This is a genomic window from Campylobacter sp. RM16188 (assembly GCF_012978795.1).
Taxonomy (GTDB): Bacteria; Campylobacterota; Campylobacteria; order Campylobacterales; family Campylobacteraceae; genus Campylobacter_A; species Campylobacter_A canis.
This window is the reverse complement of record NZ_LIWQ01000005.1, coordinates 74,536-89,531: the sequence shown is the minus strand read 5'-3', so window position 1 is coordinate 89,531 and position 14,996 is coordinate 74,536. Positions and strand designations below refer to the sequence as shown.

The following is a 14,996-nucleotide window of genomic DNA, read 5'->3' as shown; positions in this document are numbered from 1 at the left end:
CTTTATTTATATTTGCGCTCTTCTTCGACAACTTCAACATCTATGATTTCGCCTTCCTCGCCGCTTCTTTCATTTTTATAGCTACGAAATTCGCCGCTCTGCTCGCTTTTTAAAGATGGATTTTTCAAATTTGAAAACAGAGCAAAGATTACAAGGATAACGCCTAAAGTATCCGTAGCAACACCCGGAAGAAATAGAAAAAATCCGCCTATAGGCATTCCTAAGACACCGAAAAGATCGCTCGGCTTAAGAAGCAGTATCCTTGAAAAAAGCTGGAAAAATCCAACTCTAAACATAAAAAACATCCCCAAAACAGCAGTAGAGATAACCTCTAAAACAAGAGTTAAAAATCCATACTCGCTAATAAAAAAATAAGCGCATATCGCTTCAATCGCGACATAAGGCATAAAAAGAAATCTTAGCATAACGCCTCTTTGATCTTTGCTAAAATTTTATCTTTTGCAATGGAAGTCTTTTGCAAATTTGCTCGATTTATAAACTCGACTTCGCCGCCTTCAAGACCTTTTCCGATTACGACTGCATAAGGAATTCCTATAAGTTCAAATTCACTCATCTTAACGCCAAATCTCTCATTTCTATCATCAAGCAGAGCCGAAATACCAAAGCTTTTAAGCTCACCATAAAGCTCATTTGCAAATTTTACTCCCGCTTCATCTTTTAAATTTGAGATTATAATATGAACATGAAAAGGCGCACACTCCTTTTTCCAGATACAACCCTTTTCGTCATGGCTGGCTTCTATCATAACGGCAACCAAACGACTAACTCCGATACCGTAGCAACCCATATAAAAAGGCTTGGCTTTGCCGTTTTCATCAAGGAACGTCGCATTCATCGCGGCTGAGTATTTCTGTCCAAGCTGAAAGATATGCCCTACCTCAATGCCTTTGCTAACGCTGAGTTTTCCGCCGCAATGCGGACATCTGTCGCCTTGCTTAACTTCAGCTAAATCCTTAAATCTATCCGAGTTAAAGTTAGTAACGCTAACGCCCACGAAGTGATAATCCTTCTCGTTAGCTCCGCAAATCATCTGCGTTTCGCCTTCAAGCTCTTTATCAATAAAAAACTCCACGCCGCTAAGTCCGACCGGTCCGCAAAATCCCGCCACAATGCCAGCTTTCAAAATCTCTTCTTCGTTAGCATCCATTATCTCAAGCGCTGCGCACGCATTAGTAGCCTTAACCTCTTGAAGCTCGTCATCACCACGGATAAAAAACACTACGATCTTTTCTTCGTCTTTATAAATAGCCTTTTTTATCACCGCTTTTATGGTATAAAATTCGCTAACTCTAAAAAATTCGGCTATGTCCTTTATGGTTGTTGCATTAGGAGTATAAAATTTGCTCGCATCGGCTTCAGGCCTTTGGGCATCGCTAGTTCGCTTTTGTCTTTTGGCAGCTTCTATATTTGCTGCGTATTTACAGCTATCGCATACCAAGATATCGTCTTCGCCGTTGTTTGCAAGAACCATAAATTCCTTACTTCCGCTTCCGCCTATCGCTCCGCTATCTGCTTCAACCGCACGAAAATTTAGCCCCAAACGGGTAAAAATTCTTGAGTAGGTCTCTTCCATAAGATCAAATTCGCGCTTTAGATCCTCTTCGTTTGCATGAAAGCTATAAGCATCTTTCATCAAAAATTCACGGCCTCTAAGCAGTCCAAAGCGAGGGCGCGCCTCATCTCTAAATTTAGTATTTATCTGATACAAATTCAAAGGCAGCTGCTTATAACTAGTAACCTTACCACGCACAAGAGCTACAACCGACTCCTCGTTCGTAGGGCTTAGAACAAAGTCGTTTTCTTTACGATCTTTAAATCTCAAAAGCTCTTTGCCAAATACATCAAATCGCCCGCTCTCTTTCCAAAGTTCGCCGCTTGTGACCATACTCATGGAAATTTCTTGCGCTCCCGCGTTATCCATCTCCTCTTTAACGACGCTTTTTATCTTATCAAGCACGATTTTACCAAGCGGCAAGAAGTTATAAAGCCCGCTTCCCGTCTGCTCGATAAATCCGCCCCTAAGCAAGTAGATATGACTTGGCAGGCTGGCGTCTTTTGGCGCTTCCTTTGAGGTAGGTGCGTATAATCTTGAAAATTTCACTACTCGTTCTCCCATTCAAATTCTTCATCTTTTATCTGCGCTTCGTCGGACACATCAAATATCGTCCCGACAAGCTTTGCCGTTATATCGGCCTTTGCACCCTCTGAAAGGTGTTTTAAATTCACCGTAGGCTTATGCAAAAACGCCTTAAAAACCTGATGTATCAAGCGATACGCCTCATCCTTGTCGGAATTTTTAAGGTAACCCTTTTTTATCGCCTTTTCAAGCTCTCTTTGGGCACACTGCTTAGCCTGCTCTCTTATGCCTTTTATAACGGGCGTTACCGCAAGCTCTCTTATGTGCTTATAAAACTCAACCGTATGTTTACCCACTATACCGTAAGCTACTTGAGCCTGCTCTTCTCTTAGGGCTAAGTTTTTATTTACGATCTCTTGCAAGTCGTCAACCGCGTAAATTTGCACCTTTTCGCTAGGAGTTACGGCGATATCCCTAGGAACGGCGATATCAAAGAAATATCTTGTAAATTCCCGCTCCTTAATCATCGTATCATCTATAATCGGATAAGGCGACGCTGTAGCCGAAAAGATCATCTGATATTTATTTACGTATTCTTTTAAATTTTCTAAACTATCATAGGCGTTATTGCACCCCAGCGACATTGCCAAGCTCTTAGCACGCTCGATATTTCTGCTAAGCACTTTTACTCTGGCACCGTTGCTGATTAAGTGTTTGGCTGCAAGCTCCGCCATCTCTCCTGCGCCAATTATCAGCGCCATAGCTCCGCTTATGTTTCCGCCAAGCAGCTCTTTAGCCTTTGCAACCGCTACACTTGAAACCGATATCGGATTTTTAGAAATTTCGGTCTTATTTCTAACTTCCGCAGCGCACTTAAAGGCATGGTCTATCGCCATATTTAGCTTTACACCGCAACTTTCATTCGCACAGGCAAATCTAAAAGCCTCTTTAAGCTGACCTGCTATCTGAGTTTCGCCGATAACCAAACTATCAAGCGAGCTGGCTACCGCAAAAAGATGGTGTATCGCACCGTTGTCCTCGTAAATATCGGCTCTGCTTTGCAGCTCCTCGTAGCCAATCCCGCAAAGTACGGCTATGCACGACAAGATATGCTTGCTTGCCCCATCAAGCTCTTTTACGTTTGCCATGATCTCAACCCTGTTACAGGTGCTTAAAACCATGCATTCGTTTATGTTTGAGCTTGATTTTAAAAGCCTTAAAATTTCCGTTTTACGCTCCACATTTGAAAACGACAATCTCTCGCGAACGGAGATGTCGGTATTTTTATGCGTGAAGCTCACACTTGAATAATGCATTAAAATTCCCTATCAATCATACTTCTAACTATATCTTTAAGTCCGTCTAAGCCAAATTCTTCTATGTTTTTTATGGCTTCTTCGCCTAGATCTTTAGCCTCTTTTATAGAGCGTTTTATGATATTAAATTCGCTCATCTTAGCCCTTACCCATTCGTTTTCTTCGTCGCTTAACTCTTTTTTAAAGAGATTTAAAAGCCTGCTTTTGCCATCTTGGTCTAAATTTTCATAAAGATAGATGTAAGGAAGCGTGGTTTTTCCTTCTTTAAAATCGCTTAAATTCGGCTTTCCAAGAGTTTTTGCATCTTGGGTTATATCTAAGATATCATCGATTATCTGAAAAGCAAGTCCTAGATTTTTACCGTAAATTCTAAATTTACTCTCATCAAGACCCGCCAAAATAGCTCCTACGGCAGAGCTAGCCTCTATAAGAACGGCGGTTTTATAATAAATCATCCTTTTATAGGCTTCTTTATCGGTATTAAAAGAATTTGAAAGCTCCACATCCATCATCTCGCCGATACTTAATTTGCATACCGCATCAGATATTACGCTTGCGATTTTCTCACCGAATTTGCAAAGTTCAAAAAATCCCTTAGAGTAAAGTATATCGCCAAGCATTATGGCGTTTTTGGCTCCGAATTTTGCATTGATACTAGCCTTACCGCGCCTAGTATCAGATCCGTCTATCACGTCATCGTGAAGCAAGCTTGCAAGGTGAATCAGCTCAATAACGGCACAAATTTTAAGGCTCTCTTGAGTTTCGCCCGCTATCTTTAAAATCAGCTTTGAGCGAAGCTTCTTGCCGGAGCTAATCTCGCTAAAAATTTCATCTGCACGCTCATAGTCAAGCTCGGCTATAAAACCTCTCATTATTTCATCAATCTTATCCATAAAACCCCTTATTTACTGCCTTTTGGGATCTTTAAATTCAATCTCAAGGCGTCTTGGCTCATCTTTTATATAAACTTTAAAGTTCGCTTTCGCGTCCTTAAAATCCTCAAATTCAAGAAGTAGCCAAGCTATGTCGTTTGGCGGCATTTTGTAATCGGGAATAAGGCTTTGCTTATAAGATTTAAGACCTCTTCTAAGCGAAAGAACAAGTTGTCTTGGATAATTTCTATATCGAGTATGGACTATGATGTTAGTATTATCAAAAAGCGTCCATCTAAAGTCAAAACTATCGCGATCGCTAGTGCCTTTTTCGGTTACAAAAACCCTTGCCCACTCGTCTTTTTTAAGCTCGAAAAGATGCTCTTCTTCAAAGGCGATATTTGCCGCTTGCAAGGGCGCTAAAAAAACAAAAAAAACGAATAGTATTTTACTCATTTTGACTTAAAATATCCCCACTAATCCCGATATAGATATCGTTCAAGCTATCGTGAATTTCGGTTTGATTTTGTGTTATAAAATCATTTTGCGCAATTTCGTTAAATCCGCTTTGTTCGCAATATATACTCATTGCCACGAATTTTTCAAGAAGTTTTTCTATTTCGTTTTCTACCAAATTTCTGTTTGCATTGAATAAAATATCAAAAAATTTATCTCTTGGATTTTGAGCAAAGATATCATAATCCATAAATTTCCTTTAAATAAATTTTAAATTTATTATAGCCAAACAAACTTTTATTTTGATTATAAAAGACGCTTTTTTATTATGTATATATTTAAATAAAATAATATTAAATAATAATTTTATATAAATACGAATTAGAAATTTGCAAGCTGATTTTTTGTATTTTTAAAAAGTGCCAGAGCAAATATTAATATTAAATAGATTGACAAAAAATGATATGACAAGTTAAAATAACAATACAAATATTTTTAATATCGGCTTGAGCTATAAAATGAATCTTGCAAGAAGAAAAATATATATCGGTAAAATACCAGCGATTTTATGGGGTCAGTCATGCGAAAAAATATGCATCTACATACACGGACAATACGGCAACAAAGAAGAAGCGGAATTGTTTTCAAAAATAGTATGCAAACACGGCTGGCAAGTTATTAGCGTTGACTTGCCTGAACACGGCGAAAGAGTGTATGAAAAAGATAAGTTTAATCCTTTAAATGTGGTTGCGGAATTAAAATCACTTATGAATTTTATCAAAAATAGATGGTCTAAAATATCTCTGTATGCAACCAGTATAGGCGCTTATTTTAGCATACTGGCATATAAAAATGATAAAATTTATTCTTGCTTATTTGTATCTCCAATTTTAGATATGAAGAAGTTGATTTTAGATATGATGTCCTACGCCAATGTAACAGCTACTCAACTAGAACAATGCAAAATTATCAAAACAGATTTTGGACAAATCCTTTCTTGGGAATATTTTAAATATGTTTTAGACAATCCTATTGAAAAATGGGATTTACCTACCGAAATACTATATGGCAAAAAAGATGAGATGGTTAAAATAGATACCATAATTAAATTCGCCAGTAATTTTAATTGTTCTGTGACGATATGCAATGAAGCAGAACACTGGTTTCATACAGAAAAACAGTTAAGATATTTGAAAATTTGGATATTGGAAAAATTTTGTAAAGATAAGAACTTTTCCTGAAGAAATTTGGAGTGAAATTTTAAAGTTATAAAAAGATAAAAATTAAAATTTGGCTTAATTTTAATATATTTTAAGCTAAATTTATATGTAAAATAATTAGTATTTTTATATGTATTATTTTATGTAGTTACTACAAAGACTCGATATGCTGCCATGCTTTTTGAGTATCGTATATATTTATAGCGTCCTTACTCTTAGCTCCAAACCCCCAGCATACGTTTATATAATCCACCTTAGCATTGATAGCCGCAAGCTCATCTTTATAACTATCTCCCACAAACAAAACCTTACTAAATCCACCCATATCCTTAAGCAAATTTATCATAGTCGGATCAGGCTTTTGAGGCACATCCTTGCTGGCTCCTATGATATGATTAAAATATTTATAAATATTACTTTTTATCAAAATATCTTTTAATGTTTCGTTGGGTGCATTACTGGCAAGTGCTACGAAATAGTTTGCCTCTACACATTTTTTAAGCAGTTCGTCCACTCCTTGATAAGCTCTTGCATACTTATCATAATTTATCTTAAATTTGACCTCAAAGCCGTCTCTAAGCTTTGAATTTATGACGTTTAATCCATAAAATTCCTTGCCGAGATCTCGTCCTACTTCGTTTATGGCTCTTACTATAAATTCCTCACTTAGATCACTCTTAAATCCAAGCTCTCTACGAACTTCATTTACCGTCACACAAATGGCCTTTGAGCTATCTATCAAAGTGCCGTCCATATCAAAAATTATCGTTTTCAATCTTCATCCTTGTATCTGTTTTTATGTTTATCTTTTTTATATGTTTTGGAATTTTTTAGCTTTTCAAGCGAATTTGCCGCGTCCAAAAGTTCATTTCTATCGTTGTTTGCGATGATTAAATTTACAAATTTTTCAAGCGCTTTTGAATAAGCCGAATCAAGATATACAGGTTCTATTTTAGCCAAAATTTCGGCATTTTTAGCTACTCTTAAGCGAAATTGCTCCTTGTCATAATCCTCTCTTTTAAGACCGTTTATAGCCGACTTTGCAAATTTTTCAAGTCCGCGCAGGTACTTTACACGCCTAAATTTATCATATCCCACATTGTTCATCTAAATCTCCAAACAAAAAAATACAATTATACCCTACTTTCGCACTTTGAATTTAAGCCTAAATTTTAATTTCCAAAACGAAAGCGTTAATAAAATGTAACCTTTTTATCTGTATAATACCGAAATTTAATTTATCACAAAGGCAAAAAATGAAGCAAGAAACCATTGCCACTCACTTTGGCTACGACAGCAAAACAGGTACAGGCTCAATGGCGATACCTCTTTATCAAACTACGGCTTACGACTTTGGCACCGCAGAAACTGCCGCAAATCGCTTTGCGCTAGCGGAACTTGGACCTATCTACACAAGACTAAACAACCCTACCACAAATATATTTGAAGCTAGAGCGGCGGCTCTTGAAAACGGCGTGGCGGCTATAGCTACCGCAAGCGGTCAAGCTGCTATATTTTATGCGGTTTCAAACATCGCAGCAGCAGGCGAAAACATCATCGTAGCCAAGAAAATTTACGGTGGATCAAACACTTTGTTTCACCACACGCTAAAGAGATTTGGCATAGAAGCAAGAGCTTTTGATAGCGACAACGCGGACGATCTTGAAAATTTGATAGACGGTAAAACCCGCGCGATATTTTTTGAAACGCTATCAAATCCGCAAATCGCCATCCCAAATATCGAAAAGATAGTCGCTATCGCAAACAAACATGGCATTATAACAATAGCCGATAATACCGTGCCTACGCCGATATTATTCCGCCCTATAGAGCATGGAGTGGATGTCGTAGTACATAGCGCAAGCAAATATATGAGCGGTCAGGGGCTTAGTATTGGTGGAGTGGTGGTTGCCGGCAAAGGGCTAAATCAAAAGATAATAACAAGCGCAAGATACGCACATTTCAAAGGTCCGGACGAGAGCTATCACGGACTCATATATGCAGATCTTACCGAGAATTTTGACATATATACGCTCAGAATGAGACTTTCGCTTATCCGCGATATAGGAGCTACAATTTCTCCGTTTAACTCTTGGCAACTAATTCAAGGGCTTGAAACGCTTGCTATTCGTATGAAAAAGCACTCGGATAACACGCTAAAAATAGCTGAATTTTTAAATTCTCACAAAGCGGTTAAAAGCGTAACATACCCTGGGCTTAAGAGCGATGCGGGATACGAGAGAGCTCAAAAATACTTTGACGGCGGTATGGCAAGCGGACTGCTTTGCTTTGAGGTTGAAAGCTTTGAGCAAGCCAAAAAAGTGCTTGATAAAGTTAAAATTTTTAGCATTGTCGTTAATATCGGCGATTCAAAATCCATCATCACCCACCCGGCTTCAACCACACATCAGCAAATTCCGCCTAGCGAACTAGCTAAGATCGGAGTGCCTGCAGGGCTTATCCGCCTAAGCATAGGCATAGAGGATGCTGATGATTTGATCGAAGATCTAAAACAGGCTTTAGAAGCGTAAGCTTAAATTTATGAGAGAGTTTAGGCTCTCTCGTTTTTTACTATTTTTTAACCTAATTACCTAAAATAAACTATAATTACAAATACTCTGTTAAAATATAACGACGATAGTCGCTTTAAATGAATTTTAGTTGATTTAAAGCCGAAATAAGCGCATTAGCTTAGAAATTTAATTAAAATTTTTAACTGAATTTTGATATCAATGCCGTATTTTAATAGAATCTTTTATTTCGTATTTTTATAAAATATTTTAGTATAATATGTTTTAAATAATCTTTTATAAGCAAGGAGTTAAAATGCCGGTAACGAGCAGTAGCATCAGCTCCCTCTACATCACGCTTTTTAACAGAGCTCCGGAGGGTTCAGGGCACAAGTATTGGTTTGATCTAGCCAGAAACAACGGTTCTAGTTTAGACTTAGTAGCAGCTCAAATGCTAGCTTCAGCTCCGTCAAAAGAGTTCTTTAAAGGCAAAGACTCAAATTTTGACTTTGTAAATCATATTTACAAAAATTTACTAGATAAAGATAGTATTTCGGATTCGGAAGGTGTAAGTTTCTGGGTCAATCATCTGAATGCAGGCAACTCAAGATCCTCTATAGTAGTAGAGCTTTTAAACGCCGCAACTAACAATACCTACACAGAGCCTGCGGCTATAAAGGCTCAAAAATTATTTTTAAATAAAGTAAAAGCAGCCGAAATCACGGCTAAAGTGATAGCCGATATTCCTACCGCCGGCACGCTTGCCGATAAGTTAGATGGATTTACAAACATTTTAAAACATATCAAAGACACAAGCACTCCTATTAATATAGCTCAAGCAATCAAAAAAGAAGCTCTTAAAGCCAATCTTGACATACTAACGGATCAAAAGATAGCCGATGCCACAGTGGCGACATTTGGTAGTGCAAGCGTAGATACTACGGCGCTTTTAAATACATTAGCCAAAACAACAGCCGATACGGATATATACGCACCTGATCCTAAACCTGATCCTAAACCTGATCCTAAACCTGATGCGGGAGATGTAAAAGTCGGCGATATGACTTATAAAGTAGATTCTAACGGCAAAGTTACTAGCATAAAAGACGGTAGCGGCATCATATATACGTTAAGAAATCCTGCCGACCTAGATATAGCGAAGGGATATTCCATAGCGACCATAAAAACTATGTCTAGTATGATTCAGTCCGGATCGGACAAATTTATACTTAATGAACAATCAAGAGTGAGGTTGATACAAACTAGTCACAAAGGTGAAGCGGACGCTATCAAAATTGAGATAAGCAATGCAGATTTTAAGAATGCGAATATATCATCATATATAAGCGATAAGAAAAGTGTAATGCATAAACCTATAACGTATAAAAATGAAATGAAAGGATTTATATCAAAAGAAGCTCAAAATTTGGGAGACTTGGAGATAAGTGAAGTAGCTTCAAAATCAGACTATGTAATAGTACTAACCAAGAGTATCAAAGCATCGGAGTTTTTAAATTCCTCTATTGTAGCCCCCAAAGGCTCAAGCATCAACAAGGATGTTATGCTTAAAAAAGGTAACGGTGAATATGTCGAGGGAAAAGCATATTATATAGATAGCATACAGGATAATTTTACATACACTACAAAACCTCTAAAACACTCTGAGTATCCTTATAAAATGACCGACTATCAGCTGACAATCGTATCTAATGACGATTCAAGAGATAAAACGATAATAACAAACTCCGAAGGCTTTGTCAAAGAGGAAAAATATAATAAAACGGGTCTTTTAAATATATCTTTTAAAGGAACGGATAAAACGGATATTATTAATATCTACATAAGTAAAGGTGTTTACAACAAGAATATAGACAAGGTTAATAAACAAGCCACATACACTTCTATTGATAATTTACTAGATAAGAATAAAGTTAGTATCTCAAACATAGAACAAGCCAGGCTTATAGCACTTGATGAAGACAATAACTCTCTTAAAGAGGTAGTACTTAACGGCAAAACACTAGAAATTCTAAACAACTATAATATACAAATATTGATGGATAATGGCAGAGATCTCCATATTCAATCACACGGATGCAAGTATTTAGATGCAACAAACATTTCGTCCAACAAGATCTCATTTACCTTAAATGATGTATCAAGCGATGTTATCAAGCTTGGGCAATATAATAGAGACGTTCAAATTAAAGGCTTTTACGCAAACGATAAAATTAACTTTTCTAATTTAGGAGTTACCAAAACGTCTACAGATAATATATCCTATATGCCTATGCAAGATAAGACGCTTTATGTCTTAACGACGACAAAATATTTTAGCTACTCTGACAACTCTACCTCAGACTTATTCGAAAAGACTTTTGGTAAGAATTTAAAAATGTCAAGCGCAAGCGATAAAGATGCAATAATCATACTGCAACAAGCAGGGACAGGAAGCACAAAGACTCAGCTATACAAAGTAGATAACAAGGACGACGCAGCCGTAACTCACGACGAGGTGAGCCTAATAGGCACAATCTATCACAACGGAGAAGTGAGTTTTAGTGCGGATATATTAACAAACTCATAACTTGTGAAGCTTATCCGCCTAAGCATAGGTATAGAGGATGCAAATGATTTGATCGAAGATCTAAAACAAGTTTTAGAATCGTAAGCTTAAATTTATGAGAGAGTTTAGGCTCTCTCACTCTTAGCCAATTCTTCAATTGACTCTCAAAAACAAGCTATAATTTTTTATAAGCTGAAAACTGTTTCTTAAGTTTTATCAAATATCCAATCGATACACATCGCTAAAAATGAAAGAGTGTAAATGTTAGCTATTGTTTTAATACTTATAATTTCTTTTGCTTGGGCTGTAGTGATAAATCAAATTTATGTGTCAAATTTTAGCAATATCATAAAAACTGTGTTAATACTACTATACCTAATTATATCTAGCGTTTCACTTCTAGTTTCTATACTATTAATACCAATTTTTATAAAGATAATACAAAAAAGACAAGCCAAATTTAATAACAGCACTACTTTGATATTAGCCACAATATTAATCGCTACAAGCTTTGTTGATATTATAAATAGTAGCATATACGAGTACAAATGCAATATTAGCAAAGACTATGAAATTGTTGTAGTTGATAATAATTTTACTATAAGCGATTTGGAAAGTATGTATGTAAAATCTTCAAACAATCAAAGTGATTTTAAATTTACGCAAAAAATTAATTCTATTAATGTTTACAAAGACACAAACGCAACTAAAATAATAGCTAAAATTTATAACATACACTGCCCAAATTCACTGATTTTATCAAGTATTCAAAGAGAAATATCCGGAACTAGCGGTGGTTTATCTTGTGGCTATGTCAAAACCGGATTACTTAAATACAACTATGAAATAAAGCAAATTTTGAAAGATAGCCTACTAAATAATAATACAAAAACTATATCAAAATTCTAATTCTGCGGAACAAAATAAGTTTTTAGAATTTCGTTGTATTTGTTTTCATCTTCGCATTGAATGAGCAATAAATCACCCTCTTCAAACACCGATGAGCCCGTAGGCTTGATGTATTCGCCCTTGCGTTTGATAAGCAGGATAAGAAAATCGCTCGGCAACTCAAGCTCGGCTAGGTTTTTTTCGATGATCTCAGAGCCAAAATGGATAGTATGCTGCCTTAAAGTCTGATAAAAGATAGGTAAATTCGACGCTTCTATATCTTCTGCTTTTTCGCTATCATCCTCTACTCCGCATTTTTTAGCTACAAATTCAAGCGTAGTTCCTTGGATTACTATAGAAATAAGAACGATAAAAAATATAGTATTAAAGATAAGCTCGGCATTTGGTAGTTTGCTTCCGTAAGGATATGTCGCAAGCACTATGGGAACTACTCCGCGAAGCCCGACCCAAGAGATAAATATCTTTTCTCGTATCGCGTATCTTGAAAACATAAGCGAGATAAAAACTCCTATCGGGCGCGCGATAAACATAATCCAAAGCGCTATAACAAACCCCATAAGGGCAACCGACGGCAATGCCGAAGGAAATACAAGAAGCCCTAGCGTAAGAAACACAACTATCTGCATCGTCCAAGCGATACCGTCGTGAAAACCTACTAAATTTTTCTTATGTGCAAATTCTTTTTTATTTATGAAAATTCCTGCGATATAAACCGCCAAAAAGCCGTTTCCTCCGACTTTGACCGCAAGAGTGTAAAGAAGCAGGACCCAAGCTATGGAAAAAACGGGATACAGCCCCCAGTATTCAAGCCTTAGCCTGTTAAAAATAGCAGGCATCAGCACCCCAAATATATATCCCATAACTCCACCCAGCAAAAACTGCTCAAGCAAGACAAGCGCTACATCAGCAGGTGCAGGTATGGTCGCAAGCGATATCATTTGAATAATAGTCATGGTTAAAAATATCGCCATCGGGTCGTTTGAACCTGATTCTAGCTCAAGTAGCGGTCCTAGATTGTTTTTAAGCGAAATTTCCTTAGCCTTTAAGATGGCAAATACCGCTGCAGCGTCGGTTGAAGAGATAATCGCGCCAAATAAAAACGCCTCCATCCACGAAAAATCAAGCAGATATTTCACTATCACGGCAACGCCGCTAGCAGTTAGCGCAACGCCGATTGTAGCAAGGATTATGCCATTTAGCATGACAGGCTTTATGGCTTTAAATTTCGTATCAAGCCCACCTGCATAAAGTATAAATATAAGTGCTATGGTGCCCACATCTTGTGCTACTTTTTGGTTGCTAAATTCAATCCCAAGCAACCCGTCAGATCCAGCTAGCATACCGACGGCAAGAAATACTATAAGTGACGGGATACCGAATTTATCTGAAATTTTGCTAAATACGATACTAGCTATCAACAAAATAGCAAAAAATAGCAAAAAATTTTCCAACTCTCACCCCGTAACTATACTCAAATTTGAACTTTAAATTTAATTATTTATAAATCAAATTTCAACTCTTAGTCTTATATATAAGCCCGCTCATAATAGGCTTTTGCTATAAAAATTATAGCAAAAGCAAGCTTATTTTATTTAAATTTTATCCTTTTCTTCATAAAAGATAAGATCAAAGCTGTTTTTGCGCTTTACCAGAGCTTTTTTAGACGGCACACTTCCTGCGCTTGAGAGTCGTTCTATCTCGCCTCTCATCTCATCCACGGTTTGCTCGAACTGATCAAGCTGCTCTTTTAGCTGAAGGATGATATCAACGCCTGCTAAATTTACGCCCAAATCACGCGTTAAGCGAAGTATCATCTTGATTCTGTCTAAATCCTTTTCAGAATAAAGCCTCATTCGCCCATCCGTTCTTGAAGGCTCTACAAGCCCCTCACGCTCGTATTGACGCAAGGTTTGAGGGTGTATACTAAGCACTTTTGCCACTACGCTTATCAAATAAACCGGTTCATCATATCCACGCATTTTATCTCTCCGGAAGTTTTTCTTTCATAAGTTGTATCAAATTTTCATCAAGCGAATTTACATCAGGAAGCCCCACTCTGGCTCTTAGGTACAAATCTCCATAAAGCCCGCTCTTGCGGTTTTTTACTCCATATCCTTTGAGTCTGATCTTTTGTCCTGTTTTTGAGTTTTCAGCTATCTTTATCGTAACATCTTTTTGCAATGTAGAAACAGCGAATTTGCCGCCAAAAAGCATTATCTTAAGCGGAATTTCAACATCTTTATAAAGATCGTCGCCATCTCTTTCATACTCACTGCTTTCATCCACACTTACGGTCAATATAAGATCGCCGGTGCCCGCGTTCTTAGAAGTTTTACCTTTGCCTTTTATGCGAAGCTTCTCGCCGTCGTTTATACCGTTTGGAATTTTGATTTTTAAGCTTTCACCGTTTAAATTTATCCTATGCTCTCCGCCTAAAACCGCGACTTCAAATGGTATATTAACTCTTGCTTTTATATCCAGATCCTGAGCAAAACCGCCAAACCCACCATCAAAATCACTGCTTGAAAATCCGCTAAACCCGCCGCGAGAAAAGCTACTAAAGCCTCCTGCCGCACTACCAAACCCGCCGCTAAAGATATTTCTTAAAATTTCGTTAAGATCGCCCATATTAGCAGAGCTGCTTGCAAAATCATGGAAATTTTGACCGCCAAACATCGCATCGCCATATTGGTCATACTGCACTCGTTTTTTATCATCGCTTAAAATTTCATAAGCGGCATTTATCTCTTTAAATTTATCCTCAGCGCCTGCGTCTTTGTTAATGTCAGGATGGTATTTTCTAGCCAGTCTTCTGTAAGCCTTTTTTATCTCTTCACTTGACGCACTCTTTGAGATGCCAAGCGTATCATAAAGACTACTACTCATCTTGTTATCCTTATGTTTAATTAATTTTATAAAAATTGTAGCATAAAACTTTAGTCTATGTCAATCAAGCTTAGAGAAATTTACAATTCATCAAACCTATAATTAAAGTATTAACTTTGCGTTAAGCGGGTTATTTTATAATTTCACTTTAAAATTTAAACAA

16 protein-coding genes are annotated in these 14,996 nt (G+C 37.1%); 5 read left to right on the top strand and 11 right to left on the bottom strand.

Annotated features, from left to right (window positions below; all coding sequences use genetic code 11):
* Positions 1-2: 2 nt before the first annotated feature.
* From CDOM16188_RS04020 to CDOM16188_RS03995, 6 genes are read right to left on the bottom strand one after another with little or no spacing between them, the layout of a single operon-like run.
* Entirely contained in the window at positions 3-425 is a 423-nt protein-coding gene (locus tag CDOM16188_RS04020) for an FxsA family protein (RefSeq protein WP_172199234.1), read from the bottom strand.
* The gene (locus CDOM16188_RS04015; RefSeq protein WP_172199407.1) at positions 419-2,122 is read right to left on the bottom strand and encodes a proline--tRNA ligase; all 1,704 of its coding nucleotides are present in this window, start codon (positions 2,120-2,122) and stop codon (positions 419-421) included. Before CDOM16188_RS04015 ends, CDOM16188_RS04020 begins: the two co-directional genes overlap by 7 nt.
* On the bottom strand, positions 2,122-3,414 hold the full coding sequence (gene hemA / locus CDOM16188_RS04010; RefSeq protein ID WP_169941493.1) for a glutamyl-tRNA reductase: 1,293 nt from the start codon (positions 3,412-3,414) through the stop codon (positions 2,122-2,124). Before hemA ends, CDOM16188_RS04015 begins: the two co-directional genes overlap by 1 nt.
* Positions 3,414-4,307: a polyprenyl synthetase family protein gene (locus CDOM16188_RS04005; RefSeq protein WP_172199231.1), complete on the bottom strand. Its 894-nt coding sequence runs from the start codon at positions 4,305-4,307 to the stop codon at positions 3,414-3,416. Before CDOM16188_RS04005 ends, hemA begins: the two co-directional genes overlap by 1 nt.
* A gap of 12 nt (positions 4,308-4,319) precedes the next feature.
* Entirely contained in the window at positions 4,320-4,700 is a 381-nt protein-coding gene (locus CDOM16188_RS04000; protein WP_253908126.1) for a hypothetical protein, read from the bottom strand.
* 34 nt (positions 4,701-4,734) lie between these two features.
* A complete protein-coding gene (locus tag CDOM16188_RS03995; RefSeq protein WP_172199225.1) occupies positions 4,735-4,992 on the bottom strand; it encodes a DUF2018 family protein in 258 nt (85 codons plus the stop codon).
* 268 nt (positions 4,993-5,260) lie between these two features.
* On the opposite strand from CDOM16188_RS03995, the gene CDOM16188_RS03990 reads away from it, so the two are divergent.
* A complete protein-coding gene (locus tag CDOM16188_RS03990; protein WP_169941484.1) occupies positions 5,261-5,983 on the top strand; it encodes a carboxylesterase in 723 nt (240 codons plus the stop codon).
* Between the two features lie 130 nt (positions 5,984-6,113).
* Here CDOM16188_RS03990 and CDOM16188_RS03985 read toward each other — a convergent pair whose 3' ends face one another.
* Both CDOM16188_RS03985 and CDOM16188_RS03980 read right to left on the bottom strand, forming a co-directional pair.
* On the bottom strand, positions 6,114-6,737 hold the full coding sequence (locus CDOM16188_RS03985) for an HAD family hydrolase (protein WP_172199222.1): 624 nt from the start codon (positions 6,735-6,737) through the stop codon (positions 6,114-6,116).
* Positions 6,734-7,069, bottom strand: a complete 336-nt coding sequence (locus tag CDOM16188_RS03980; RefSeq protein WP_172199219.1) for a hypothetical protein — start codon at positions 7,067-7,069, stop codon at positions 6,734-6,736. The genes CDOM16188_RS03985 and CDOM16188_RS03980 overlap by 4 nt, the downstream gene beginning before the upstream one ends.
* Positions 7,070-7,218: 149 nt before the next feature.
* Between CDOM16188_RS03980 and CDOM16188_RS03975 the strand changes: the two genes are divergently transcribed.
* From CDOM16188_RS03975 to CDOM16188_RS03960, 4 genes are all read left to right on the top strand, one after another.
* Entirely contained in the window at positions 7,219-8,493 is a 1,275-nt protein-coding gene (locus tag CDOM16188_RS03975; RefSeq protein ID WP_172199216.1) for an O-acetylhomoserine aminocarboxypropyltransferase/cysteine synthase family protein, read from the top strand.
* Between the two features lie 295 nt (positions 8,494-8,788).
* Positions 8,789-11,059: a DUF4214 domain-containing protein gene (locus CDOM16188_RS03970; RefSeq protein ID WP_172199213.1), complete on the top strand. Its 2,271-nt coding sequence runs from the start codon at positions 8,789-8,791 to the stop codon at positions 11,057-11,059.
* A 3-nt stretch (positions 11,060-11,062) separates the two neighbouring features.
* The gene (locus CDOM16188_RS11465; protein ID WP_172199404.1) at positions 11,063-11,143 is read left to right on the top strand and encodes a PLP-dependent transferase; all 81 of its coding nucleotides are present in this window, start codon (positions 11,063-11,065) and stop codon (positions 11,141-11,143) included.
* Positions 11,144-11,299: 156 nt separating this feature from the next.
* Positions 11,300-11,947: a hypothetical protein gene (locus CDOM16188_RS03960; protein WP_172199210.1), complete on the top strand. Its 648-nt coding sequence runs from the start codon at positions 11,300-11,302 to the stop codon at positions 11,945-11,947.
* Here CDOM16188_RS03960 and CDOM16188_RS03955 read toward each other — a convergent pair.
* The 3 genes from CDOM16188_RS03955 to CDOM16188_RS03945 all read right to left on the bottom strand — a co-directional run bounded on the left by CDOM16188_RS03955 (position 11,944) and on the right by CDOM16188_RS03945 (position 14,833).
* Positions 11,944-13,398: a potassium/proton antiporter gene (locus CDOM16188_RS03955; protein WP_172199207.1), complete on the bottom strand. Its 1,455-nt coding sequence runs from the start codon at positions 13,396-13,398 to the stop codon at positions 11,944-11,946. The genes CDOM16188_RS03960 and CDOM16188_RS03955 overlap by 4 nt on opposite strands.
* A 141-nt stretch (positions 13,399-13,539) precedes the next feature.
* Positions 13,540-13,926 carry a helix-turn-helix transcriptional regulator gene (locus tag CDOM16188_RS03950; protein ID WP_172199204.1) on the bottom strand — a complete coding sequence of 129 codons (387 nt, stop codon included), beginning with the start codon at positions 13,924-13,926 and terminating at the stop codon, positions 13,540-13,542.
* A 1-nt stretch (position 13,927) separates the two neighbouring features.
* Entirely contained in the window at positions 13,928-14,833 is a 906-nt protein-coding gene (locus tag CDOM16188_RS03945; RefSeq protein WP_172199201.1) for a DnaJ C-terminal domain-containing protein, read from the bottom strand.
* Positions 14,834-14,996 lie beyond the last annotated feature (163 nt).